At 38.7% G+C, this 25582-nt stretch carries 22 protein-coding genes; 6 read left to right on the plus strand and 16 right to left on the minus strand.

What is annotated here, in order from left to right; all coding sequences use genetic code 11:
- Positions 1-141: 141 nt before the first annotated feature.
- On the minus strand, positions 142-2469 hold the full coding sequence (locus tag KO529_RS04425; RefSeq protein ID WP_252734298.1) for a BamA/TamA family outer membrane protein: 2328 nt from the start codon (positions 2467-2469) through the stop codon (positions 142-144).
- Positions 2466-7451 (minus strand): translocation/assembly module TamB domain-containing protein, encoded by a 4986-nt coding sequence (locus tag KO529_RS04430; RefSeq protein ID WP_215946693.1) that lies wholly within the window; start codon positions 7449-7451, stop codon positions 2466-2468. Before KO529_RS04430 ends, KO529_RS04425 begins: the two co-directional genes overlap by 4 nt.
- Positions 7452-7766: 315 nt before the next feature.
- Between KO529_RS04430 and KO529_RS04435 the strand changes: the two genes are divergently transcribed.
- Positions 7767-8663 carry a DUF808 domain-containing protein gene (locus KO529_RS04435; protein ID WP_215946694.1) on the plus strand — a complete coding sequence of 299 codons (897 nt, stop codon included), beginning with the start codon at positions 7767-7769 and terminating at the stop codon, positions 8661-8663.
- 57 nt (positions 8664-8720) lie between these two features.
- Here the strand turns inward: KO529_RS04435 and KO529_RS04440 are convergent, their stop codons facing one another.
- The 5 genes from KO529_RS04440 to KO529_RS04460 form a co-directional block, all read right to left on the minus strand.
- Positions 8721-8936, minus strand: a complete 216-nt coding sequence (locus tag KO529_RS04440) for a hypothetical protein (protein WP_111622114.1) — start codon at positions 8934-8936, stop codon at positions 8721-8723.
- A 1-nt stretch (position 8937) separates the two neighbouring features.
- On the minus strand, positions 8938-9606 hold the full coding sequence (locus KO529_RS04445) for a hypothetical protein (protein WP_215946695.1): 669 nt from the start codon (positions 9604-9606) through the stop codon (positions 8938-8940).
- 87 nt (positions 9607-9693) lie between these two features.
- Positions 9694-10791: a hypothetical protein gene (locus KO529_RS04450; protein WP_215946696.1), complete on the minus strand. Its 1098-nt coding sequence runs from the start codon at positions 10789-10791 to the stop codon at positions 9694-9696.
- On the minus strand, positions 10766-11311 hold the full coding sequence (locus KO529_RS04455) for a hypothetical protein (RefSeq protein WP_215946697.1): 546 nt from the start codon (positions 11309-11311) through the stop codon (positions 10766-10768). Before KO529_RS04455 ends, KO529_RS04450 begins: the two co-directional genes overlap by 26 nt.
- On the minus strand, positions 11311-11850 hold the full coding sequence (locus tag KO529_RS04460; protein ID WP_247097211.1) for an RNA polymerase sigma factor: 540 nt from the start codon (positions 11848-11850) through the stop codon (positions 11311-11313). The genes KO529_RS04455 and KO529_RS04460 overlap by 1 nt, the downstream gene beginning before the upstream one ends.
- 887 nt (positions 11851-12737) lie before the next feature.
- On the opposite strand from KO529_RS04460, the gene KO529_RS04465 reads away from it, so the two are divergent.
- Genes KO529_RS04465 through KO529_RS04475 form a run of 3 tightly spaced genes read left to right on the plus strand, consistent with a single transcriptional unit; the run spans position 12738 to position 16710 of the window.
- Positions 12738-15104, plus strand: a complete 2367-nt coding sequence (locus KO529_RS04465) for a TonB-dependent receptor (RefSeq protein ID WP_215946698.1) — start codon at positions 12738-12740, stop codon at positions 15102-15104.
- Between the two features lie 6 nt (positions 15105-15110).
- Positions 15111-15956 carry a DUF4249 family protein gene (locus KO529_RS04470; RefSeq protein WP_215946699.1) on the plus strand — a complete coding sequence of 282 codons (846 nt, stop codon included), beginning with the start codon at positions 15111-15113 and terminating at the stop codon, positions 15954-15956.
- A gap of 22 nt (positions 15957-15978) precedes the next feature.
- Complete coding sequence (locus KO529_RS04475; protein ID WP_215946700.1) at positions 15979-16710, plus strand: HAD family hydrolase; 732 nt, start codon at positions 15979-15981, stop codon at positions 16708-16710.
- A gap of 313 nt (positions 16711-17023) precedes the next feature.
- Here the strand turns inward: KO529_RS04475 and KO529_RS04480 are convergent, their stop codons facing one another.
- Genes KO529_RS04480 through KO529_RS04515 form a run of 8 tightly spaced genes read right to left on the minus strand, consistent with a single transcriptional unit; the run spans position 17024 to position 22322 of the window.
- Positions 17024-17734, minus strand: a complete 711-nt coding sequence (locus tag KO529_RS04480; RefSeq protein ID WP_215946701.1) for a hypothetical protein — start codon at positions 17732-17734, stop codon at positions 17024-17026.
- A gap of 7 nt (positions 17735-17741) precedes the next feature.
- Entirely contained in the window at positions 17742-18329 is a 588-nt protein-coding gene (locus tag KO529_RS04485) for a hypothetical protein (RefSeq protein WP_215946702.1), read from the minus strand.
- A gap of 1 nt (position 18330) precedes the next feature.
- Positions 18331-19374 (minus strand): D-alanine--D-alanine ligase, encoded by a 1044-nt coding sequence (locus KO529_RS04490; protein WP_215946703.1) that lies wholly within the window; start codon positions 19372-19374, stop codon positions 18331-18333.
- Positions 19371-20099, minus strand: coding sequence for an NRDE family protein (locus KO529_RS04495; RefSeq protein ID WP_215946704.1), 729 nt, complete (start codon positions 20097-20099; stop codon positions 19371-19373). The genes KO529_RS04490 and KO529_RS04495 overlap by 4 nt, the downstream gene beginning before the upstream one ends.
- Positions 20087-20572, minus strand: a complete 486-nt coding sequence (locus KO529_RS04500) for a DinB family protein (RefSeq protein ID WP_215946705.1) — start codon at positions 20570-20572, stop codon at positions 20087-20089. The genes KO529_RS04495 and KO529_RS04500 overlap by 13 nt, the downstream gene beginning before the upstream one ends.
- Positions 20573-20577: 5 nt before the next feature.
- The gene (locus tag KO529_RS04505; protein ID WP_215946706.1) at positions 20578-21231 is read right to left on the minus strand and encodes a LysE family transporter; all 654 of its coding nucleotides are present in this window, start codon (positions 21229-21231) and stop codon (positions 20578-20580) included.
- A gap of 28 nt (positions 21232-21259) precedes the next feature.
- The gene (locus KO529_RS04510) at positions 21260-21823 is read right to left on the minus strand and encodes a YceI family protein (protein ID WP_215946707.1); all 564 of its coding nucleotides are present in this window, start codon (positions 21821-21823) and stop codon (positions 21260-21262) included.
- 28 nt (positions 21824-21851) lie between these two features.
- Entirely contained in the window at positions 21852-22322 is a 471-nt protein-coding gene (locus KO529_RS04515) for an OB-fold putative lipoprotein (RefSeq protein ID WP_215946708.1), read from the minus strand.
- A 253-nt stretch (positions 22323-22575) separates the two neighbouring features.
- Between KO529_RS04515 and KO529_RS04520 the strand changes: the two genes are divergently transcribed.
- The gene (locus tag KO529_RS04520) at positions 22576-23157 is read left to right on the plus strand and encodes a sigma-70 family RNA polymerase sigma factor (protein WP_215946709.1); all 582 of its coding nucleotides are present in this window, start codon (positions 22576-22578) and stop codon (positions 23155-23157) included.
- A gap of 303 nt (positions 23158-23460) precedes the next feature.
- On the opposite strand, the gene KO529_RS04525 is transcribed toward KO529_RS04520, so the two are convergent.
- Entirely contained in the window at positions 23461-24267 is an 807-nt protein-coding gene (locus KO529_RS04525; protein ID WP_215946710.1) for a DUF547 domain-containing protein, read from the minus strand.
- Between the two features lie 559 nt (positions 24268-24826).
- Here KO529_RS04525 and KO529_RS04530 point away from each other — a divergent pair.
- Complete coding sequence (locus KO529_RS04530; protein ID WP_215946711.1) at positions 24827-25573, plus strand: NAD(P)H-hydrate epimerase; 747 nt, start codon at positions 24827-24829, stop codon at positions 25571-25573.
- Positions 25574-25582: the final 9 nt, after the last annotated feature.

Here is a 25582-nt window from a genome sequence, read left to right on the forward strand (position 1 = left end):
ATAATTTATCTTAATTAAAATTAGCCCTAAATATCGATGGTCAATAGTTCAAAAGATTGAATTTTTGATCCATTTGATTGATAATGAAAACTTTATGATTTCTTTAATATAACAATGTGGCTTCTTAAGCTTTAGGAACTGTTAAAAGGGATATCCGATGGCAAAATTGAAGATGAGATTGTTGCTGCCACCATCCAAGAATGGGGTCCTGATGCGCTCCCCCTCCGGTAGGTAGGGAATTTGTAAGGGAGAAGCAAGATCAAATCGTATTACAAAACTTTGGATATCTACCCTAAGGCCCAAACCCACGCCAATCCCCAATTCCTTGGCCCAATTGGAGCTAAATTTTCCTTTGGCATGCAATTCTTCGTTGAACTCGCGACTCTCTGCAGGTTCGTCCTCTGGAATCTCTATTTCATTGGTAAGCCAAACGTTTCCGGCATCGGCAAAAATAGCTCCTTTAAAATAGGACCATATTGGAAATCTGTATTCCAGATTGGCTTCCAATTTTAGATTACCAGATTGGTCGAAAAACGAAGAGGTGCCATCTTCCACTGAATTGAAGGTGCCAGGTCCTAGCGATCTAATATTAAATGCCCTTACACTGTAGGGTCCGCCAGAAAAAAATTGTTTTACAAAGGGTAGGGTAGAGGAGTTTCCAAAAGGAATACCCCATCCACTATAAAGTCGGGCCACCAAAGCCTGTTCTTTTTCCCATTTTATATAATACCTCAAATCAATATCGGCTTTGGCATATTGGGCGTATTCAAGTCCAAAGATGCTGGTCTTTGAACCGCTAAGGAGATTTAAAGTATTGCCGGCAATATCCAAACTTGTAGAGACGAAAAATGGATTTCTTTTACTGGGGTCTACCAATTCGTTGTAGGTAAAAGTATAATTTAATCCAGCAATAAACTGCTGTTCAAAGCTTTGTCTTAGAAACGGATTTTTTTCCAAAATGGCCGTAAATTCTTCAGAGGTATTGGAAAGATTTACATAATTTACATTAATTGGGTTGAGTTCGTGGTAAGCAAATTTATTGGCATTCCATGTATATCCAAAGGAGGTATTGAACGAGCTTAGGGTATATAATTTGCTCCTTTTTAGGAAATCGGTTCCCAAGCTAATTTTCGTCTTGGGTACGGCGTATTTAAATTTTTTAGGGGAAAAGGGAAGGAGTCTAGGGATGATCAGATCCGTTTTTAGTCCTCCGGCTATACTATTGAGGCCAGTGTTCTTTCCTCCTAAAAGCTGGGTCTCATAGGCAAAGTTTCCGGTAATGCCAAAGGTCTCGCCCCCCTTGAACAAATTTCGGTTATTGTAGGTGACGGCTACCCCTGGACCGGCAAAACCATTGGATTTGGTTACGGCCTGCAATTCTGCACGTACAGACCTCTTGGTCAGGGGCGAAAGGTATATGTCCGCGGACAAAGATCCTACACTATCGGTAGCCGTGGTGTCTTTTTCATTGAATCTAATGTTCACGAATTTATAGGTACCTAAAGAGGATAGGCGATTGCTTGTTAGGCGGGCCGTTCTTGAATTATATTTTTGACCTGGCCCGAAAAGGAGGTAAGGTTCCAGTTTTTTTGGTTTAAAAAATTCTTCTTTCTGAAAAAAGCTTATACCGTTGATCGTTGTGGCTCTGGAAGGAGTAAGGGTATCCGTATTGATTGAATAGTTCGGGAATACGGAAATGGAATCAATGGTATAGGGAATAAGGGACTTTTTGGGAACATTTTTTTTAAGCCTCAAAAAAAGATCGAACTTCTTGTTGTCATAGCGATTGGTATCGACTTCAAAAATCAAAAAATCTGGATTAAAATTGTAATAACCTTTTTGCTTTAGTTCCTGATCTATACGTTCCCTCTCGTATTTCATAAGTTCCAGGTCGAACCGTTGTCCAAGCTTTATTTCTGTTCTGGTCAGGGTCTTGGATATATCGTTATAAATTGCCAGGGAATCTTTATCCAGCTTAAATTGTTCAAGGGTATAGGGTTGTTGGAGCTCCGCATGGTACCTAAGGGCCGCATGTTTTTGGGTACTGTCTATTTCTGACGATACTTTGCTGTAAAAAAATCCACGATTGTCCAAACGGTTCAACATGAGTTGCTCTATACGTTGTGGATTTACATCGGATAAATATATTGGTTCTTCTCCAAATTTTTTATTGAGCCATCGGTTTAGAAAACCTGGGTTTTTCTTCTGGGATTTATAATGGAAGTACAGCCCTGGCCTTAGCCCCAGAATTTTGGAATTGGGTTCTGGTTCCAGAAGGGTATGCAGTTCTTGGGAGACCTTTTTGGTCTTCCCTATTTCTTTATTGGCTGCAATGCCCATCTCGGAACCTGTATATAAGGATTCCCCATTTGGTATAAATTTACTTACACCGCAGGAGTATAGGCTAGCTAGTATTAGCAGTATCAGCGCATAGTAATATGTTTTGGTTGCCATCAAAATCCTATTCATTTTTTTTGATCTCCCTTCTCCTTGTCATCTGTTGTACCTGTTTCTTTCAGGGGATTGAATAACTGACTGAATTTATTGAATTCCCTGTTGAAAATTAGGGCTATTCCCGTGACGATCAACTGACCGTCTATAATATTTTCGTACTCGTTCTTTCTAAAACCCCTAAGCCTATAGCGGCCATCTTTGGTAAGTAAATACTCTAGGCTTACGTTCCCAATAATCGGGGTTTCATCTTGACCGGGCTGCGCACTTCCTTCCACATCCACAGCACTGCCGGCAGTAACCACCAACCTATCATCGAACAATTTTTTCTTGGCATTGATGTTCAATTGGGTGCGATCCTGTGGACTATCTCCTTGATAATCCGTAAAACTGTCCAGGTCAAAATCGACCTCAAATCCTGATTTTCCAAAAACCTTATCAGAAAAGGCATTGATCTGTCCAGATAGCACCTTGTTTACATTGTCCCTTGCAATGGCTGCCGTACCGCCCATACTTCCATCACTGCCAGAATCGGGATAAAATCTATTAAGTGCCAACAAGGAAAACACTTGTTTGTTCAACTCTGCCTCTTGTTGGTTCAACTGTTGAACCCTACCGTAAACAGCCCCTCCAAGGGAACCCTGTTCGTCTTCGGGCATATCCAGCCTAAAGGACAATTTTGGCTGCAACAATTCGCCATCAACATTAAGGTATACCAAAAAGGGTAGTACTTGGCGGTATTTGTTGATAACACTTATATCTTCACCGGAAATAACGGACGACATCAGTGGTGTTGCGGAAGTTTCCACCTCATACACTGCCGTCACGTTCAGTTTTGCATCCGTTGGGTCGCCCTGCCAGACAATGGTACTTCCCGGGTTGATTTCAAATCTTCGCTTTACCAGATTGTATAAAGAGGTCTCATAATGCCCAGAATTTAGTTCGTATCGGCCGGTGAGATTTGTTGAGCCATTAGGTTTTATATTGAGATTTAGCGTTGCGTTACCAGATACTTTAAGGTTATCACCGGTACGTTCATCAATGATGATGTTAAAATCCGAATCGTCCGCGATTTCCAGAATAACATTGACATCCATGCCGGAAAAAAAAGCGGGGGTTTCTTCCTGGTCATTTCTGGTAAGAATGGCATCGGGGTTTTCACGGTTAACAAAAAGGACCACTCCTTCACGCTCCTGCACATCCAACTGCTCTTTGGGGACTACATAGGTAATATCGGTTATTTTGCGGACTCTGATTCTCCCTTCTATTATTGGGAGCTTTAAATAGCCTTTGACACTCAAGTCCAGATCAAAACTTGACTTGCCATAAAACAATTCGTTGTCGTCCTTTGTGGAGTTTAGGGCTTGAAACTGTTCGGCATTTAGGCTGATATTGAATTTTGGATTTGTTAATTCTTCAGTGCCAATGGAACCGTTCATTTTAAAGTTGCTGCCATTGGCGTCCGTAATCTGAAAATTGTCCAAATAAATTCCTTTGTTATCAATTTTAAGGGTTTCATCGGAAATCCTGAATACGGAATTCAAAGTTGCCACATTAAAATCGACGTCGTGAAAATTAACAGAACCAGAATATATGGGGGAAGTAGTTGTCCCGGAAACATCAATATTTCCGGATAGCGTTCCATGAGAATCTTTCAAATTTCCTTGGGAGAATTTTTCTATAAACTGGAGGTCTATCCTATTTAGATCCATATCCAAATTTAGTTGTGCACCAGTTTCGGATGCGGCATAATCCCCGTTAAGGTCAATATCTGCGCCACCGCCTTTTAAAGCTAGATTAAAATCGTAGGTTCCATTTGTTTTGGAATTGGCATTCAAACTTAGATTGCCAAGGGCATGTTCCAAAATTTCTAAATCGGTTACATTAAAATCTGCCACAATCCCAGTGGCTCCAAATAGATTTTCAAGGGTAAAATCCCCGTTCACTATTCCTGAAGCCAAAGGCCTATCTGGGTTTAGCATGCCTATAAAGGTCTGTAGTTTAAATTGCTCGAAGGTTAGCCTAAGAGGTTTTTCCTCCGTTTCGGAAGATACACTTACAAGACTCAATTTTTGTATATTTCTTTCCAAGGTTACCTTATTGAATTCCAAAAAGTTTTCTGCTATGGATATTTGATTGTCTTCTGGAATAGTCCATTCTTTTTTATTAAATATTAATTCCAAGGGATCGATATGGAGTAAGGTGGTATCCTTGGCCAAGGTCATTTCGGAAGCAATGTGCGTTATTTTTTCATTTCCATCATAAGAACTGAAATCCAGTAATAATTGCCTATTGTCCAACCTGCCCTCCAAAGAGGTTCTTCCAAGGTCTACCGGATCGGCCAGGAGGTTGGCCAGTCCTGCCTTAAAATTGAGATTCGTGGCATCTCCGTTTATAGAAAAGCTTAAACTATCAAGTGTCATTCCATTATATCTGGCATAGGGTATTTGTAAGTCCGACACCAAGGTTCTATTGGCCGCATCAAAACTGGCGTGTGCACTTATAGAGTCCAATTGTTCAAGATCTTTTATAAATACCTCAGTGAGAATGGAATTCGGAATCAATTTTAAATCCATTTTTAGTTTTAAGGTATCGGCAGCGGAGGTAGGTACTATAGAATCTTGAAAATAATTTTTAAAGTATTGTTTTAAGGAAGTGTTTATGCCTTGGGGAGAACCGTTGGAATATAAGTTCCCAGTCAGAAAATCACTTATTATTGCAATCTCCGTATTCAGGGTATCTATTTTGGATTTAATCTCCATTTCACCTATTTGGTATTGTTGCCCATCATATACGGCAACCCCATTTTTCACTAAAGCATTCAATGAAAAGTCTTTTGGATTACCGGTAAAATCGGCTTCCATATCCAGCCCTGCCTTTATATTTTCTGTGGTAACCCCAAGGGCTTGAAGGTCTGCACCAATGACATTTAGATTTAGGCCATATTTTGAATTGGAGGAATCCAGATCCACAACTGTTTGGGAAGTGAAATTTAGATTCTCATCCTTGAAATTGAGGTTTATGTTGCCTTTTCCGTTACGGATTTTCCCATTGAGATCCAGATTGGCAAAATCGTAATTTTTGTAGGTAAGTTGGTCGAATTTGGAATCCATTTCAGCATTCAAGGTATTGAGGCTGCTACCGCTTCCGGATGCATTTATGGTGAATGCCATGGTGCCCAGTTGATCATTTTTTAGCAACTTGCCCAATTGTAGATCGCTTACTTGCAGGCTTCCGCTGAAGTTTATCGTATCCAAGTTGGAATAGTTTCCCGTGATTTGGGCAGTGCCTTCTGGAATTTTTACAAGCGCCTCTCCTGAGACGTTTTTTAAACCGCCCTGTGCCCGGGCCTCGACCAAAATAGTCTGGGGCAGGGACATGTTCAGGTCCTTTTCGGTTACAAATAACTGTAGGTCGGCAATGGTGGAGGTAGCTTTTAAAGTTGAAATATCAAAAGAAAGTGAATCGGACTCAGTAAGCTGGAATAGATGGCCTTCACCTGTCAAGGTAGTGTTGCTCCAATTTAAATTTAATTTAGGCAGGTTCAAATCATTTATTGTCCCCTGTATATTTAAATTTCCAATAATAGGATGTTGTTGGCCAATGGTAAAATATTCATTTTCTGCTAGCGCAGGCTGAAAATAGAGGGCGTCCTGAAGTGCCAGTTTTATCTCTTTCAATTGCAGGTCTACCTTGGTATTCCCCGGGGAATCTATCAGTTTTTGAATTGAGGGATAATCCAATGTGAACTCTCCATTTAAAACACTTGAAGCAGTCTGCATTTTTAATTCGGAAATGGATGCCGAGGTATCATTTAAACTGGCGTGCATGGCCAATTGGTTTAGAACGAAGCCACTTTTTTCCATGAATAAAAACCGGTCTATATTTAGACTGGCATTTTTAGGTTGATAGTTGAGGTCTGTTGCGTTCAAAGTAAGATTGGATAGCGCTACATTGTTGGGGTTGAAGTGCCCTGCCTCTGATGTAGCGTTATTTAACCGGTATTGGACGGAATTGTTTTCGAGCGAAATTTTATTTGCCACTAATGCGAAATCGGGCCACGAAAAGTCTGACTTTTTTATGGCGATCGCCGAAGAATCTGTAACCTCCAGATTATCTTTTTGGAGTTGTAGGGAGAAGTCCGAGTTTTTTAGGGAGAGCAATTCAATTTCCACCTCGTTTTTTGTGAGATCGGCTTTGGGGAGGTCCAATCTAAATTCTCCCAATCTTACCGCTGCTATTACATTGTCTGGAATGGAATTGTAATCTAATAAAATATTGTTGAAATTAAGTTCGTTGACCACCAAGAAGGGGAGTTTAGTTTCGGGATTGTCCTGGGGTGCAAAAGGTTTGCTTTGTTTGTATTGGATTTTGGTATCCGATAGTGCCACTTCGTCCAACTCATAATGCATGGTTTCAAGATCGGTCTTATTGGCATTTAAATATAGGGTACCCATGTCCAGTTTGGCCTCTAAACCCGAAACCCTATCATTATAGGATATTTTAAAGTCGGAAAAATCAAGAGTCCCTATTTTTACCTTCATAGGTGCGGTATTGGACTGTTGGGAAATGGTATCTTCCGTGGCCAAGGCATCTATGAGAAATTGGTAATTAAATTTCTCCGAATCCGATTTTCGTTCAATCTGAGCGCGTAAACCTTCCCATTTAAGGGACTTTAAATTCAGTTCATTTTGGAATAGCAAGGTTCTAAGAGGTATATTGGCCTCTAATGATTTGGTATACAATAAGGTATCTCCCTTTTTATCCTCCAGATATAATCCTTCCAAAAAAGCGTTTCCTGAAAAAGTTATAAATAGTTGGTCTATTTCAACCTTGGTATTGGTCCTGCTGGATATGTAATTTGTTGCTTTGTTTACTATGAAATTCTGGGCCCATGGGCTTCTAATAATAAGTACCAATACGATAAAAAGCAAAGAAAGTACCAAAACAACTTTGGCGGCCCTCCTAAAAAATCGATATTTTGACTTGGTTGTTTTCATAATTTGTACACCAAAGATCATCATTAGTGGAATAGGAAATGCGCTTTTACGATACTTATGCTAACTTATTAAATAAAATATACGGGCAAAGGGAATTTGTACAAATATATTGGTCAATAATTGTGAGGTTTGGTTAGAAGCTAAAGGTGTATTGGGGCAAAATTGGAATTTTTTGAGCCTTGGTTTTTGAGGAAAAGGACCTATTCTTGTAATTAAAATGTAGGTGTAGAAATTATAAAATATATTTGCGGGCATGGAGCGGTAGCATGTGGGTGAAAAAAGAACAAAATAATTTAATAAAGGAAGTGTAATTATATGGCATCAGGATTTTTTGCTTTACTGGACGATATTGCCAGTTTAATGGATGACGTAGGGGCTATGACCAAAATTGCAGGTAAGAAAACGGCCGGTATTTTGGGTGATGATCTGGCGGTAAATGCCGAAAAGGCTTCTGGTTTTGTTTCCTCACGTGAAATTCCAGTGCTTTGGGCCATTACAAAAGGGTCCATACTGAACAAATTGATCATTCTTCCCATAGCTTTTCTGCTCAGTGCTTTTTTTCCATTGGCAATCACTGTGATTTTGGTATTGGGCGGACTTTATCTGGCGTATGAAGGGGCAGAGAAGATTTATGAATTTTTTGTACCTCACGAACATCCAAAAGAAGAGAAAGTAAAAACCTATTTAACCAAAAAAGAAATCCTGCTTTTGGAAAAGGAAAAAATTAAGTCGGCCATTATAACCGATTTTATTCTCTCCGTAGAAATAGTAATCATAGCCTTAGGAACGGTAGTTCAGGAGCCTATTTGGACCCAGGTAATGGTAGTTTCCATTATAGCCTTGGTGGCAACGGCCGGGGTTTACGGTATAGTTGCGCTTATCGTTAGGATGGACGACTTTGGATTAAAGCTTATTGAGCTTAATGGCAAGAAGAACAGTATATCCGATTCTATTGGCAGGTTTTTAGTAGGAGCACTGCCTGTAGTTATAAAAAGTTTATCGGTAATAGGAACCATCGCCCTGGTTCTGGTGGCCGGAGGGATTTTTGTACATAACCTAGAATTTCTTCATCATTGGCTAGAGGCATTGCCGGCAATAGTGGGGGAATTTTTAGCCGGTCTGGTTATAGGTTTCCTTTGTTTATTGGTGGTAATGGTATTTAAGAAGGTTTTAACCGTGTTACGGCCAAACCGCAAAACCGACCACAAATGAATACTTGTTCGTACACGTTTTATAACTAGGAAGAAGCCTTTTGCCAATTACTAATATTTAATCCAAATTGGATTGCAGCGCTAAATTATTTCTTAGCTCCATGTCCGATACCCATTGGAAATTTATCGGATACCATTGGTCTTTGAGGGTTTTTCCATTTGAGGATTCGATCATATTTCTTTTTAGGAAAACTTGATTGTCCTCTGAAAATACATGTTGGGTCTCAATAACATCATGGCAGATGCAGCAAATGCTTTTAGTTGTATTTTTCATATTATATATTCTTTTTATACCTATTCCTTCCCATATTAAAAATGCCCACTTTGACTCCTATTCCTGCGGAAAAGCCGTTTATGTCCTTAATGGGGGCAAAGCTCTTGGCATCGTTGAATTTATTCGAAAATCGATACTTTACTCCAGCCTCCAATTGTAAGTACCTGGAAATATTGAACAAGGCGTTGATACCGGGTTCAACTATAAAAAAGGCCTGTGCGTTATCTTCAAATTCTTGCTCGTCAAAATCATGGTCGCTATAATTGTCATCTATATAGCCCATGCCCCCAGCTCCTATCAATACCGGAAATGAGAGGTTAACGAGGTTTTTGCTAAAAAAAATAGGTTCTAAATGCAGTCCTCCATAAGCGCCAATAAGATCTTCATCGTACATGGACAGACCCCTATAAATATTTTGGTCCGAATAGAAGAAGGTGCCCACAAAACCTATTTCAAATTGTTGGTTGGCCACATATGCGACTTGCAAACTTGTGAAGAAGGTGTCCTTATCCTCAATTTCTCCATAGTGGGTCGTTAGACCTAGGTAGACCCCATGCACTACATTATTTCGGTCATTAAACTCCACATAATCGCCAGAAGTGTCCTGGGCAAAGGTTGGAATAATGAACCCCAATAAAAGGGGAAGTAAAATTGCTGTGTTTAATTTCATGCTCTTTGATTTTTGATTGATGATGTTATAGTAGACAACAAACTCTGTAAAAAGTTGCATTTTTTTTCACTTTTTTTTTAATTTAAATTAAAGTTCCTTTAAAAGTATTACCCCTTTTTCACCTGTAATGGAAATGGAACCCAGTTTGGAATTGCCGTAAGTAGCCTTTATATCGCGTATTCTTTTTCCCTTATCTATCATTTGGGTTTCTACATTTTCGAAGGTTTTAGGAAGACGCAACAATCCTTCCTCCAAGGTTGCATTAAACCTAAAGGAGAAATCCTGAACATTAAGAACTATTTCCGAGGATTGTTGCTGAATTTTGATCTTGGCATCCGCACTATGAATGTTCGATACTTTAAATTCCGCGATTTTCATGACCAGATCAATTTCATCGTCCACATTCTCCAATGCTACGTTGGAGAATTCCAATGCCCCGTGTATGTCTTCCACGGCGTCAATGGTAATTTCATCTTTACTGGAATAGATTTCCAAGGAGGTAATCTCCTCTATATCTATAGCTGAACCGCTACTGGTGAGTCTTAAATCCTTGGATTTGCCAAGGGATAAACTGCCATTTTTTAAATTGATACTTCCAAAGTTTATATTCTTGGCCTTCAGCTTACCATATTTTAGGACAATGTCTGCGTTTTTAAGGTTTTTGTTGATCCAAATATCGCCATGCTGTACGTCTATTTTTAATTTGCCGGTCCAATCCTCTAAAATGACATCCCCAAACTTATTATTGATGTCCACCACCGCATTGGCGGGTAAATAAATGGAGTAATTTATCTGTATATTGCTTCGGTCAAAGTCGAACGGATTTGCCTTGTTGAAATACTCGGCCAAAAAACCTTTGTTTTTTTCTGCAATTTCCGAACTAATAGTCACAAAATCGGTCATGGATTTAATTCTAGGCTCAATACGATCCAATAGGTTTTGTGCGTTCTCCCTTTTTTTATGCGTGGTAGTAATATCTACAGCAATCGAAATATTGTTCTTGGACCACCCGTGGATAGTTATGTTGCCATATTTGTTGTCCACTTGGAGTTCTCCGGCATTGGACATTTCAAAAGTCTCCGATATGGTTTTCGATACTTTTTCCTGGGCTAGCATTAAATTGGCCATTAGGACCATGGCTAGACATAATAGCGAGTTTTTATAAGGTGTATCCATAATCGTCATTTATCATTTTTGAATCATTTATTTGCCTCAATAAGTTTTCTATGAGTTCTATCCTTTTTTTGTAATTGCCAATAATAGCCTCCAAGACCCTTTCGTTGCCGAGGTTTTTTTCCATTTCCAATTTTAAAACTCCGTATTCTTCATCCAATTCGTCCATGAACGATAGAAATTCGTCTTTGTCTTCCTGTGCTAGGTCGGGATGATTTTTTACTAATTGTACTTGATGCTGTACCAAGTTGCTATAATGCATATCAATATCCAGGAGTTCTTGGGAGACCACACTGTTCTGCGAGCCGGAGAGCTGTCCGCCATACACTGTAATACCGATTAGGATAGACAAAAGCAAGACCAACACAATACTGGCTGCCACACGAAATAACGGGGATTTCCACAACGGAACTACCTTTGGCTTCGTATTGGACAGTTCGGATTCTATTTTGGCCCACATTTTAGATCTGTCTGCCTTGTGTTCATCGAACAATGCCTTGTTGTCCCTTATATGTTTTTCAAAATAATCCATTACATTTCTTTTATAATTTCAAGTAACTTTTTCTTAGCCCTGTGGTACTGGGATTTAGAGGTGGATTTTGATATTTCCAATACTTCCCCAATTTCTTCATGATCGTATCCTTCTATCAAGTATAGGTGTATAATCTGCTGGTAACCCGGTGGAAGCTGTTTAATGCCTCTTTTTACCTTTTCTATATCTATGTCCTTTACGTTTTCAATTGGTTCTTCAGTGAGATGATATTCATGGTCAATTATTGGCACTAAGGGAATCCGTTTTAATTTTAAATGGTTGATACTTTTATTGATTACAATTCTTTTTAGCCAAGAACCAAATGTGCTCTCATATCTAAAATTCCCCAAATTCTTGAAAGCTTCAACAAAACTGTCCTGAACGGTATCTTCAGCATCTTCCTTACTGCACAACATCCTCATACTAACATTGTACATAGCATCTACATACTGTTCATACAATTGAAACTGTGAGTTTCGGTCGCCCAACTTGCTCTTTTCAACAAGTTCCTGGTGTGTAAAACGGATATTGGTTTTCAACTAAAAAAATGGTTTTAACGGTCCAATCAGGGGGGATTTCAAATTAATAGACAAACAATAGTGGAAAAAGTTGCATCTAAACAGAAAAATATTTTTGGACAATTTAATTTCACCCATACTCCTTTACCCCAAAAGCCACTAAATAGGGCATGTTTTAGCGGAATAAACTTGGCAGCTGAAAATTGAAATAATTTTTTTTAGGGAAGATATGCAACCTTTATTTTTTTCGGATGTCAATAGGCCATATCATAAACATGAATATCAAAAATTGAAATCAAGAAATCAAAATAGAGAATTAGCATCCTTTGTTGAGGGGGGCAGTTTATTATTTTTTAGGTGGTTGGTAATAGAAAGTGTTATTGCCAAAATTACAAGTAGGCCTAGGAAAGGTATAGTGCATCTATATTCTGGAAACGGATATTCCCATAGAGGCTCTTGGTCCACATTACTAAATTCCAACATAGCCTCTAGCCGAATTGCAAATCCCAATGAAACACTATTCTCAAAATAAGGTTCGGATTTTCATTACGGAACGTTTGAAAGGAAATGAATTCACAATTTTGCCGAGGAATTATGGAAAGAATCTTGACAGTACCTAATGGAACCATCGGTTTATTGGGTTGGACCAACCAGGGAAAAGATAATGTAGGCACATGCCTATTTGGTAATATGGATTAAGAAGGAACAAAAAAATAAATTTTAACCACTGTAAGTATAAAGCAAATTAGATGTAGCAAAAATTAACAAGTAATCAGCAGAGGTACCCAATACACTTAGGAGGTTTATTCATCAATCAAAACTACAAGGTAACGGCATAGGGCTGTCATAGGTACTTATTAAAAAAGAACAAACGAACAATCATTAAAGAAATATTCAATAATCAAAGAATGAAAAATATTTTTCTAACATTTTTATTATTCACAACAGTATTATCCGCTCAGGAAAGGTATACCGTAAGTGGTGCCATTGCGGATGGGAGTAATGGGGAGGCCCTTTTTGGGGCTTCTGTTTTTTTGGAGGGGACCACGATAGGTGTTACCACCAACGAATATGGTTTTTACTCCCTTACCGCTCCAAAAGGGAATTACAAAATTATTATTTCCTATATCGGTTTTACTGAATTAAAAAAGGAAATAGTCCTAGATCGGGATCAAAAAATAGATTTTGAAATCATGGAGTTTTCTACCCAACTGGACGAAATTGTGGTGACTGCCGAGGAACCGGAACGTGCTATCCTTAGAAAGCCGGAGATGAGCGTTTCCAAACTAAACATTAAAACAGTAAAACAAATGCCAGTGGTATTAGGGGAGTTGGATATTATAAAATCCCTACAAATGCTTCCAGGAGTTACCAATAATGGCGAGGGCTCCAGTGGGTTTCATGTTAGAGGTGGTGCGGCAGACCAAAATTTGGTACTCTTGGACGAGGCCATTATTTACAACACATCCCATTTACTAGGATTCTTTTCGGTCTTTAATGCAGATGCCATCAAGGATATTAAATTGTACAAGGGAGGTATTCCTGCGCGATTTGGAGGAAGAACCTCTTCAGTTTTGGATGTACGCCAAAAGGATGGGAATAGCAAAAATTTTGCCATGACCGGGGGAATCGGAATTATTTCTAGCAGATTGGCCTTGGAAGGCCCTATGTTCAATGAAAAAGGTTCTTTCTTAATTGCTGGAAGAGGATCATATGCCCATTTGCTGTTGAAGGCTGCAGGAAAAGACAACAGTGCAAATTTTTATGATTTGAATCTTAAGACCAATTACAACCTTAATGGGAATAACCAGCTCTTTCTTTCCGGATATTTTGGTAGGGATGCCTTTGAATTAGGGGAAAGTTTTAATAGCAGTTACGGAAACTTGTCGGGAAATTTGCGATGGAACCATATTTTTAATGATAGATTGTTTTCCAACCTATCATTGATATATAGCAAGTACGACTATGACCTGGGTATTGTAATTGAAGAGTTCGATTGGATTTCCTCTATAAACAACTACAATATAAAATATGATTTAAAGTATTATACCAGTGAAAAATTTAAACTGGATTTTGGGGCAAGTGGTATTTATTACGATTTTGATCCGGGGCAAATTCGGCCTACTTCAGAATCATCGGAAATTAATCCATTGTCCCTGGACCGTAAAAAAGCGTTTGAAAGTGCACTGTACATTAATGCGGAACATAAGCTAACCGATAAGTTAACGGTACAGTACGGCCTTCGTTATAGCACATTTAGTCGCATGGGAGGGCAGGCAATGACAGAATATGCGGATGATAAACCAGTGGTGTATAACCAACTATTGGGTATTTACGAAAGAGGTACTGCAGTAGGGGAGACCTATTATGGGAAAAGTGAAACTATTAAAACTTTTGGCAATTTGGAACCAAGGCTTTCCCTTGCATTTCAGTTGAACGATTTGTCTTCAGTAAAGGCCGGCTATTCACGTGCAGCACAGTATATTCATTTATTGTCCAATACCACTTCGGTTACGCCTCTGGATGTTTGGACACCCAGCGGCAAATTTGTAAAACCACAATTGTCGGATCAATATGCCTTGGGCTATTTTAGAAATTTCAACGATAAAATGTATTCCATGGAGGTGGAAGCCTATTACAAGACCACGGATAACAGAATAGATTATATAGACGGATCTGATTTAATAGGGGCCAACAATATTGAGACAGAAATTTTGAATGGGGAATCAAGGGCTTATGGGCTTGAATTTTTGGCCAGGAAAAATGAAGGTAGGTTTACCGGATGGTTTGCCTATACCTTGGCAAAATCTGAACAACGAACTCCAGGAGGCAATGCAGGAGGTTTGGGAATCAGTGATGGAAAGTGGTACAACACCGCTTATGACAGGACCCATGATTTTTCTTTGACAGGGGCCTATGAATTAAATGAGAAATGGTCGTTTGGGACCAATCTGGTCTTTCAAACAGGTAGACCGGTTACTTATCCCAACGGTCAGTATACCTATGAAGACCTGTCCATTGCCAGTTACTCGGATAGAAATTCCGATCGCTTGCCAGCGTATCATAGATTGGATGTTTCCGCTACTTATAGACCCAATAGAAAACCCAATAATAGATGGAAAGGGGAGTGGGTCCTAGGTTTATATAATGTTTATAATCACAAAAATGCAGCTTCCATCTCTTTTGGACAGAATGTGGATACGGGAGCCAATGAAGCCACCAGAACGGCAATTTTCGGCATTGTGCCATCAGTAACCTATAACTTTAAATTTTAATAGAAAATGAAGACATATATAACACTTGCAATTATTTCCATCCTGATTACCTTTAGTGCCTGTACAGATGTAATAGATGTTGACGTGCAAACGGCACCGGCAAGATTAACTATCGAAGCCTCTTTGGATTGGGAAAAAGGAACTTCAGGGAATGAACAAACTATTAAGCTAAGCACTTCCATGCCCTATTTTGGCAACAATAACAATTCCAGTGTAACCGGGGCCTCCGTTATCGTCACTAACAACGCTAATGGGGCAACATATGCATTTGAAGACCAAAACAATGGGGAATATACCACGACATCTTTTGTACCGGTATTAAACGGGACATATACCTTGGAAGTTATTTATAATAATGAAACCTATACGGCCACGGAGAAATTAATGCCGGTAGTAGATATTTCAGACCTTACCCAATCCCGAAAAAAAGGTTTTAACGATGAGGATCTTGAAGTTAACGTTATATTTACTGATCCCGAAGAGGAAGAAAATTATTACCTTTTTAAGTTCAAAGAACGGGGCGATCTTTTGCCTTATCTGGAGGATGCGGATGATGAATTTATAAACGGGAACGAAATTAGTTGGTATTTTGAAAAGGAGGAAGATGAAAGCACGGATAAAATAGAGGCATTTGTTCCTGGTGATATCATTGATATCGAGTTTTACGGTATCTCCGAACAGTATTCCAATTTCATAGGGATACTTATAGAACAGTCGGGAGGTACTGGTCTTTTTAGTTCTACTCCCGTCCCCCTTAAAGGAAATTGTGTCAATGTTAGCAATCCGGAAAATTATGCATACGGATACTTTAGACTATCGGAGATGGTGAAAAAAAGTTACACTTTTCAATAATTATGGCCAATTTAAGGACAAGATGATAAAAGCAATAATTTTTGATCTTGATGGAACCCTGGTACATACCGAAATATTAAAGGCGGAATCCTATGCCCAGGCCATTCAGATTTTGACAAAGGGGTCGGTGTTACAAAAAATGGTGATGGACAGTTTCGGGAAGTATGTGGGGCTTCCCAGGGCCGGAGTTGTGGATGGACTTTTTGAGGAATACAAAAAGCCCTTATCGGAACATTTGGACGGCCTTGATTCAGAAACTGTCAAAGAGAGGATTATTACAAGCAGGCTTGCCATATACCATCAAATGCTCAACGATAAAAACCTCCTATCCGGTCATTTTTGTAAGTATAACCTTGATTTGCTACGTAGAGTTCACGGGGATAATTTTCGAACAGTGCTGGCCACCATGTCGCATTGCCGTGAGGCTGAAAAGGTGATCGAGGCCATGGGAATCCGGGGAAAATTAGATTTTATCCTTACCAGCGATGATATTGTACAGGGAAAGCCGCATCCGGAGATATACCTTAAAGTTAAAGATATGCTCAAAATGGAACCTGAAGAATGTTTGGTAATTGAAGATTCGCTAAATGGGATTAAGGCCGGAATTGCGGCAGGGATGAACGTCTTTGCCGTAACCAACAACCTTACCAGACGTGAGGTGCATGCTGCGAACATACTTGCCCCTTCTTTTATAATAGACGATCCCAAGGAACTTCTCAACAGGATCTACCATTTTATAGGGGAAAATAGTTAGCGGAGCGGCCAGAGGTTTGGAAAGAAGTCAAAGCCGAATGGCCTGGTTCTAGTGGTCGGGGGCATTTTTGTGCATAAAATTGAATGGCTACATCATTGGCTTATTGGCATACCGGCTATTTTGGGCGAATTTATTACCGGTCTCGTTATTGGTTTTTTGTGTTTATTGGTAGTTATAGCCATCAAAAAGATTTGGAAGGCTTTTGGGCCAGGGGTTAAGCGGGCTGACACTACGGAATGATTTATGTGAATTATTTAAGAGTAAGGAATTTTGGATGGCATTAAGGACTTAGAATAGTATAAGTTGGCATCTTTCATCTAATATTTTTATAGAGATCATAGGAATCCATATAACATTCAATTGTAAAAGGATTCATATACCGTTGGGGTTGGGAAATTTTTCGCTTTTTGTAATTCCTATCCGGTTCCCCGCGCCATTCCGGAATTTGTAATTTCTGTCTTACATATTTGCTCCAAGCATACAATTGGTAGCCTAGGCCATGTGCTATACAACTGCGATCGGTACGGTATTCAAATTTATCTACATTTTTGGAGCGTATCAGTTTTAGGAACAGGCCCAACAATTGCCAGTTATTTTTAGTACCATAATCTGAAATATGTGCCAATTCATGACCTAAAACCCCAATTTGTGTATTGTAGGGCAAATTTGAATACAGAATTGGGGTTAGTTTTTTGCTGGACAAGGAACTAATGGTAATAATGTATGTGCGATTTTCTTTTTTCTTTAATATACTCCAAATACTTGGTCGCGAGCTAAGAGGGGTTTTCCTATCACGATTCCTAAAGATAATTTTCGTCGTACTCAGTTGGGGATAAAAGGAAAGTGCCACTAATACTTGAGAGGTTAAATCAATGGGTATTATTTTATTGGCGGTAAATTCTGAGTATTGTTCAAGGTCAAAATCACTTTCATTGAATTGCTTTTTTGGAATCTGACCATAGCCGACTGTATATAGTAAAAGGAATAAAAAAAATGTTCTAGGCAGAGAAATAAATGGAGGCATATTCAACCTACTTATTTAGGGAAAGTACATATTGTACCGTAACACTGGCTATCCAATCCTGTGCTACCTGTTTCCCGTCCACAATGGTGTTGATTTCCCTGCCAAAACCAGTAGTTATTCCAATTTTTGAGTTGGAGTTTTTAAGATGGAAAAAATAACCGGTCTCCAACCAAGGTTGTAAGACCAAGGTATAGGTGGTGCCCGATGTCATATTTTGAAAGGGTAATTTGTCTCTCCAGTCAATCCATAGGTTCCAGACATCCATATTTATGCCTGCAATAATTTCTCCATTCTGCAATGGATAGTGAATTCGATACCCTATGGAAGCTCCAAATCCCCCTCCCTTTTCCTCATCATTTTCGGTACTAAAATCTTGGCGGTCCACTATATTGGCGCCTAGTCGGTAGACCAGTGAGGAACGTTTTGTTAAATATTGTTCCAGGTTAACCGTTGGGATAATACCTGCAGGATAAACTTGAACGGATAATCCTAAATTTGTCACTTTTAGATTCAATTCTTTATTGTCTGATTGTGCCTGGGCTATGGTATTCAGAAAAATCGAAATCATAAATGTGTAAAGGAAATGTGTGTTCATTTTAAATCAATTTCAACTGTGCCTCCAGTTTGCTATTTGCCCGCAACATTTTCCGTCCGTCTTTGAAGCTAAGGTATTTGTGACCTTTACTATGGTTTATCCGGCTAATCTGATACAGCAGTTTCCAATGTCTTGAGATTTCCTTCCATGCAAAGAACAGGGAATGTTTGGGGTCATAGATATGGGTAGGTTCGCTACCAGCTCCGTTTATTTCAATTATGCTAAAATTCTTTCCGGCGGATAGTTCTTCAAAAGAATCGTAACGAATATCCAATCTCCCGAAGTAAAATCCTGGAATCTGTACACAAATATTGTTGATGGTTTCTAGTAATTCATTGTTTATTTGATGGGATACGTCCAGAAATTTTGCTCCACGAGTATGACTCCCATAAGGCACTAAAATAAAATTTTCACCGGCTTTCAATATTTGACCCAAGGCCTGTCCATACTTTTGTTTTAAGGATGCCAACTGAAAATAACTTCTTGGATTCTGTTGGATCAATTGTAGTATTGAGTCCTGCCCATTACCTTTAACGGCTAAAAATTCCTTGGAAACAATGCCAGTTATAGTACCCTTATTTTCATCAGGAAACCGAACATAGAACAATCCTATTTCGTTAGGATATTCAATGAGTTCCTGAATCAGGAAATCTTTTGAAGATTTAATCATATAAGACAGAAGATCGTTACTATTTTCCAATTTTTCAACACCTAATGCTTTCAAACCTATATCGGGTTTGGCAATCATTGGAAAATTGATTCCGGCCGCCAATGCTTCTTGCAGTATATTTTTTAAGAGCGAATTTTTTTTGACCAATAATGTTTTTGGAATGTATTGGGAAGGGATAATATCGTAGATTTCTTTTTTTGATTCCATGGCCATTCCTCCATTTTTAATGTTTGGATTTACGGCATTAAAGAAAAAAAAGGATCTCGCCTTGATCGCGAAAAAGGCCCATATTGGGAAAATAGGGTAGTATATTGCCCACATGGGCCAATATTCCCAATGTTTTAAACGAAATATTTTTAATTGTAGATAATTCATATCAACTGTTTTGTCATTAAACCGAGGCGCATTAAAATTGAATGTTTCCCTTTGTTCAGTAGGTCCAAATGATTTAAGGAAATTTCATTCTCTTCAAAAACCGCCTGGGTAACGCTAAATGTTCTTAGGGCATTATTTCTATTGATGACGAAGCCATTTTCGTAATCGTCATTATTCTCCATATGAAAATCGATAATCTTGTCTTCATCCAGTTTTTCCGTACCGTTTATAAATTTTGTAAAAAGGGCTTCACGGCCACGAATTACAGGAGGGTCGTACAGTGTGGATGAGGACCAAATGTGATTTTCTTCCATATCCATTTCCTTAAAGTGCTTATTGGTACCATCCCAACGAAATTCAATCAATATTTCAGCGTCGAATAGAATAAGGGTAAAGGGTTCTATGTTTTCCAAGGCTATTTCAGATATGCATAAGAAAGGATTTGCATTGCTGATGATGTCCAATAACAATAAACCCCTGCTCCTTGAATAATTGTCTTTAGGGATGTGCTTTTGAAAAGCGCCATTGAGCAAAACAGCGATCATGCCATTTTCTTTAATGGCAAACCAGGTTCCCCCTGCCTTGGGGTCCTTGGGGTATATTATCTTACTGCCATTAATTATTTCTTCCTTGGGCTCAATAGCCGTGGGACGTGAGGTATGTTCATCCCGATTGGAGGTGATAATAAATTTATTGTTTGTCGAAATAAAACTTACTGTGCACATTGTTTTCTGTATTTTAATGTAGAAGGCGCTACCCCAAAAGAATCAGGGAGCTTAATGTCCGTTAAGAGATTGATGCCCACCTTTATTAGGGCCTCATGATGTATGGTATGTTCCAGATTATACATTACTTCCCGAAAATAGTTGGATTCCAATTCTTGTTCGTGTCCATTCAAATCAAAGGATATATTCAATTTTTTATTTGGTTTCTCAAGGCTGATCTGAATTTGCACTAGTTGAAAAGTGGCAAAATGCACATCGGTCTCTATCCTTTTGTCCCTTTGGCGCCTATCATAGGAAACCGATCCGGTCCCATATCCCTGTACAAGGCACTGATATAGTTCAATAATATGTCTTGTGTGCTGTCCAATGGTGGCATTGGATAAGATTGGACACGGTTTGGTGTAAATAGCCTCCGGAAGTTGCGTAAGCACTTCCTTGAACGACTCTAGAGTTTGAAAAGAGGAATTGAACATAATTATTAAGTTATAATTGGTTTTAGGTGTTTTTTATAGTACAAAAACAGTAGATATGTTGAAAAGACTAGGTATAGAGCACCAGTGCCATACGATATTATATATTGGAAATGCTGGTAGTTTTGAAAAACATATTTACCGGTAAGAATAAAAATGAGCAATCCCAATGTAGAGCCTAAACCTATTCCGAGAATGTAAAAGGAATACATGCCCCTGTTGTTGTTTAATTTATTTTTGGATACCAATATGCTATTCCAACCCATCCAAAACGGAATGTGCATAGGATTAAGGGCACTCAACAACAATCCCAAAATAAAAGAGGATTTTACCATAGGGATTACATTGGTATTGGCTTTTAAATCCAAGGGATGCCCAATAGTACTAAAACTTGAATAGGACATATACATTAAAAGAAGTACGGCCAGTGGCATCAGATATAAAAAAATTCTATTTCCCAGATCCAGGGTTTTTGCTCCCATTAGGGTAAGCCTAACCACAACCAATTCTACAAGAACAACACCAAGGGAGAAGGTAATGGCATTCCAAACATTTTGAAAAGCGGCAATTTGAAAAGCAGTAATATTTAAGGTTCCCAAAGGGAGCGAACCTAAAAAACTGATCAACAGTCCAATCAATGCTATTCTTAAATATTGTTCCATGGTGTTGTTATTGAAAATTATTTTAAGGCTACTGTTTGGCGTATATGGACTTGACGGTAACCTCTACCTCTTTTGCTATGTTGGTAGATGGTTTACCTCCGGAAAAAGTTATACCGTAATCCGCCAAAACTATAGTCATTTTGGAGTCGAGGGTTACCTTTTCGCCTTCTACGGAAATGGTTGCTTTTTCATTTAAGACCTTTGTTTCGCCTTTGATGTCAAGGTTACCGGTTACAGTTGCTGTGTAGGTGCCATCTTTTGAAAAATCAATATCCCCCAGATTCCCTATTTTTCCCGTAAACTTAGCTTTTGGATGTTTTTTCGTATCCAGGAATTTATTGCTGTTAAAATGTTTTTGCATAAGCGCTTTTTCAAATTCGAAGCTCTGCATTGGCACCGAAAAGACGACGTCTCCAGTTGTTTTGTCAAGAGTACTTACTACCTTGTAGTTATTGGCCGTTATGTCCTCTAAAGCGGTATGTGAAAAGAAACTGATATGGCCATCCTTACTCACTAATTTGTCTGCCAACGGCTTAAAGGCATACAATGATACAATTGCAAATACTACTGCTATTACTGATACTTTTTTCATTTTTTACTGTTTTTAAATTGTTATTAATCTATTTTGATACTAAATCACATTTTTCCAAAATAACATCTTCATATAGGTCCAGGTCTTCATCAAACCCGGCTCCTGACCTTATTACGCCTTTAACCTTTACAGTTTGGCCAATTTGTAGGTGTTCTGTGTTCTGGTTCGTTTCTGCTGTGAAGGTGCAACTCACTCCTGCCTTGTCCCCACTGTTTTTTAGCAGAATTACTTTTTGATTGTTCAGGTCTTCACTAATGGATACGACGGTTCCGGTAATGGCCAATATTTTGGAGTCCCCTTCTTCCTGCAAGTATTTCGCATTGGCCAAAGCGGCATCGGCCAGGTATTCATTTACAATATCGGTAGACGAAACACTGAAATCTGTTTTAGCTGATTGTACATCGCGTTTGGGCATGTTGAACATATAATATGCAACCGCAATGGCTATAACTAGTCCAACCCCTAATGTTAAGGATATAATTTTTATTGTTTTCTTCATGTTGTATTTAATTATTGTGAATGAACAGACGGTCATTAAATTAATCCTGACAAGCATTCCAAATAATTTTAATTTAATCACTGATTCAATACCTAAGATATTGTCCTCAAGTACCTTGGTTAATAAGGAATTTTACAGACTCTGTAAGGGAAAGTATTATTTGGAGTCCAATTGTTTGAGGTATTGGCCGAATAGTTAACCAATATTTTACTTTATACTGCTATGGATAGTTTCATCAATTAATATTTTTAAGATGCCAGATGTTAGCGAAACAAATAAAACAATGGAGAACTGGTTCAATCTCTATTCCGATGCCTTGTTCGGCTGGGCTTATCATAAAACATCTTCAAAAGAAGTAGCAGAAGACTTGGTGCAGGAAACGTTTTTGTCGGCGGTTAAAGGTTTCAAAAATTTCAAGCACAATAGTCAGCCCAAGACCTGGCTTTTTGCCATACTAAATAATAAATTAATAGACCATTATCGAAAAAAGGCCAAATCCGCTACCAAAGCAAATAAGGGTGCAGAATTGAAGTTCATAAACCAAACCAACTCTTTTTTTGATTCCCATGACAATTGGTTACCTTCAGCTAAGGAGGTGGCATGGGAAGAAGAAGTTCATCTTCTGGACGACGAGGAATTTAAAGGAATAATGGAAAATTGTGTAGGCAATTTACCCGATAAGTGGCAGTTGGCCATAGTTTCCAAGTATCTTTCGGATAAAAGTGCGGATCAAATATGTCAGGAAATGAAGGTAACACAGTCCAATTATTGGCAGATCGTGCACCGCGCGAAATTAATGCTTAAAAAATGTATAGACTCCAATTGGATTCGTTAAAACTTTTGGATTAAATAGAATTGCAATGTATATAATCAGAAGAATTTTGGGTAGCGTAACTTTTTCCTGTAAGAGGATTACTGAAATGGTGGAATTAGAAGAAACTGCCAAATTATCTTTTACGGAAAGGTTAAAGTATAGAACGCACTTAGCCTTTTGTAAAACATGTCGATCATATGAAAAACAATCCGCTTTGATAGGTCGGGCTCTTTCGCGATTGATGTCTTCGACCCCAAAAGATTCTGTATCCATGGACGATACGGCCAAGAAAAAAATCTTGGACAAAATAAAACGAAACGAAAACTAGTCCTTTTCGTTTAGGCTCCAATCGTATTCCTTATATTTAATTCTTGCATCCGGTGCGATTATCACTGTGGTATATGGCTTTATGTATTGAAGAAGGTCCCCATCTAAAAAATCATTTTTGTACCATTTGAAGATACGGGATAAGTGCAACTCTTTTTTACCAATGTTGTTATTGTCCGAATTGATAAAACCATGGGCGGCTTCTTCCAATTGGTCGTCCAGTTTTTCTGGCAAATAAGCCTTGTTAAGCAATTTTGGACAGGAGCCCGAGGCACAGTTAATGGCAAAATGAATCCTTGGTTCGTTCATTTTTCGGAGGATACTGTGCTCCAATGCGCCTAGGGAGAGTTCTTTGTTGCCTATTTTTATAAACTCAGTTGTCCAGGCCCCATCAATTTCTTTTATACTCTTTACTGGATAATTCTGGATAATTAGATTTACTGTATGTGCATTATATAGATTAATGTAGTACGCTAATTGTTCTTGTACGGACCAGTCATTGTTAGGGAGCTGTTTTGAAAGATATTCCAAGTAATTATTCAATTCGTCTTTTTCATTTATGAAGCCGTCGTAGTCCACTTTACCATCCTCCTCCACATATTTATTGAGTAAAGAATGCCATTTGGAATGATCAATTTTGATAAAGGAAATTCCGGAAGCATTTGCCAGGTTGCCCTTTACGACTTTAGCGGGCAGTCCCTTTCCATTGAGTCCTGCCATGGATAGCAGCCCGAAGCGATTGTTTAAGTAGATTATTGCTACAAAAAAAAGTATGGCACTGCTAACTAACAATATTTTTTTCATGTTTTATTTTTTCAGAATAAGGTCGCACATGCGTTTGTATTCCCACTACTAGACGAAGAAATAAGTAATCCTGACAATTGCCATAATATTTAAAGGTTTGTTTTTTATTTATGAATTTGTCAGGAAGTTGTTGGGCCACGTCTGTTTAGTAAACAAAGCCAAGAAGAGTATTACGAATGTCTTAAACTGTATTCCAATCGTTTTTTTTTGTTGGTTTGAAAGACCTAGAAGTTTGGGATATCGATATAAACTTCACAAATTATTTCGATATTCCTCTTTTAGGCTCAACAAGGTGATTGGTAGTTTTAGTGAATTTTATTCTCTCCAGAAATATGGTCAATAACCGCCTGGGCCAAAATATTTAAAATATTATCCAAGAATATTGTCAGGAAGATTCTTAGGCCCGTCTATTTCTAAAAACACGCTTTTCCAATCGTTGTAATTCTTAAGGCTTCAATATTTGCAGTTTAGGTGAGGTTGTGATTTTTAAGGAACCTGAGATGTATTTCAATTTAAGTATCTTTAAGAAAAGCATAAATATGGATCAAAACCAAGTTATATGAATACTTATATAAAGGGCAGCTACACCAATTTCTTAAAGATCAACACACCTCAAATGATTGAGGTAGACCGATTGATGACAGAAGAATATCATATTGAATTGATCCAGATGATGGAAAATGCTGGCCGTTGTCTTGCCATTCTTGTCAAGGAACGATTTTTGGACGGGGACGTATCGGGAAAGAGTATAGTGGTTCTGGCCGGAACCGGTGGAAATGGGGGAGGAGCCTTGGTAGCGGCAAGACGCTTACACAATTGGGGAGCAAAGGTCAGGGTATTTACCACTGCCCCCTACGAACGATTTACTCCAATTCCCGCCCATCAATACACTATTTTAAAACGGATGGGTGTATCCATAGAATCGGAAACTGGGATGGACAAGCTTATCAAGCCCGATGCCATTCTTGACGGGATAATTGGATATAGTTTAAAGGGAAATCCTCGTAGTTCGGCTGCTACTATGATACATTGGGCCAATAACCAAAATACTCCTATTGTGGCCTTGGATACACCATCAGGACTGGATCTAAACCGTGGCACACTTTACGAACCTGCCATTCGGGCCTTGGCAACTTTGACTCTGGCTATGCCGAAAATGGGATTGTTTGCAAGTGATGCAAAAAGTGTGGTAGGTGAGTTATATGTTGGAGATATTAGTGTCCCACCTGAACTTTACCAAGAAGAAAGTCTTGGTTTGGAACCAACAAATATCTTTAGATATTCGGACATTATACGGATTAATTGATTTAGCTAA

The sequence above is a fragment of the Arenibacter algicola genome (genome assembly GCF_018860365.1).
In the GTDB taxonomy this organism is placed as follows: Bacteria; Bacteroidota; Bacteroidia; order Flavobacteriales; family Flavobacteriaceae; genus Arenibacter; species Arenibacter algicola_B.

Coding starts and splice junctions, on each gene's coding strand:
- KO529_RS04520 (WP_215946709.1), top strand. CDS start 22,576: ATGCCAGATGTTAGCGAAACAAATAAAACAATGGAGAACTGGTTCAAT.
- KO529_RS04490 (WP_215946703.1), bottom strand. CDS start 19,374: ATGAATTATCTACAATTAAAAATATTTCGTTTAAAACATTGGGAATAT.
- KO529_RS04510 (WP_215946707.1), bottom strand. CDS start 21,823: ATGAAAAAAGTATCAGTAATAGCAGTAGTATTTGCAATTGTATCATTG.
- KO529_RS04435 (WP_215946694.1), top strand. CDS start 7,767: ATGGCATCAGGATTTTTTGCTTTACTGGACGATATTGCCAGTTTAATG.
- KO529_RS04495 (WP_215946704.1), bottom strand. CDS start 20,099: ATGTGCACAGTAAGTTTTATTTCGACAAACAATAAATTTATTATCACC.
- KO529_RS04425 (WP_252734298.1), bottom strand. CDS start 2,469: ATGAATAGGATTTTGATGGCAACCAAAACATATTACTATGCGCTGATA.
- KO529_RS04440 (WP_111622114.1), bottom strand. CDS start 8,936: ATGAAAAATACAACTAAAAGCATTTGCTGCATCTGCCATGATGTTATT.
- KO529_RS04445 (WP_215946695.1), bottom strand. CDS start 9,606: ATGAAATTAAACACAGCAATTTTACTTCCCCTTTTATTGGGGTTCATT.
- KO529_RS04465 (WP_215946698.1), top strand. CDS start 12,738: ATGAAAAATATTTTTCTAACATTTTTATTATTCACAACAGTATTATCC.
- KO529_RS04480 (WP_215946701.1), bottom strand. CDS start 17,734: ATGCCTCCATTTATTTCTCTGCCTAGAACATTTTTTTTATTCCTTTTA.
- KO529_RS04500 (WP_215946705.1), bottom strand. CDS start 20,572: ATGTTCAATTCCTCTTTTCAAACTCTAGAGTCGTTCAAGGAAGTGCTT.
- KO529_RS04525 (WP_215946710.1), bottom strand. CDS start 24,267: ATGAAAAAAATATTGTTAGTTAGCAGTGCCATACTTTTTTTTGTAGCA.
- KO529_RS04475 (WP_215946700.1), top strand. CDS start 15,979: ATGATAAAAGCAATAATTTTTGATCTTGATGGAACCCTGGTACATACC.
- KO529_RS04470 (WP_215946699.1), top strand. CDS start 15,111: ATGAAGACATATATAACACTTGCAATTATTTCCATCCTGATTACCTTT.
- KO529_RS04430 (WP_215946693.1), bottom strand. CDS start 7,451: ATGAAAACAACCAAGTCAAAATATCGATTTTTTAGGAGGGCCGCCAAA.
- KO529_RS04530 (WP_215946711.1), top strand. CDS start 24,827: ATGAATACTTATATAAAGGGCAGCTACACCAATTTCTTAAAGATCAAC.
- KO529_RS04455 (WP_215946697.1), bottom strand. CDS start 11,311: ATGGATTATTTTGAAAAACATATAAGGGACAACAAGGCATTGTTCGAT.
- KO529_RS04450 (WP_215946696.1), bottom strand. CDS start 10,791: ATGACGATTATGGATACACCTTATAAAAACTCGCTATTATGTCTAGCC.
- KO529_RS04505 (WP_215946706.1), bottom strand. CDS start 21,231: ATGGAACAATATTTAAGAATAGCATTGATTGGACTGTTGATCAGTTTT.
- KO529_RS04515 (WP_215946708.1), bottom strand. CDS start 22,322: ATGAAGAAAACAATAAAAATTATATCCTTAACATTAGGGGTTGGACTA.
- KO529_RS04485 (WP_215946702.1), bottom strand. CDS start 18,329: ATGAACACACATTTCCTTTACACATTTATGATTTCGATTTTTCTGAAT.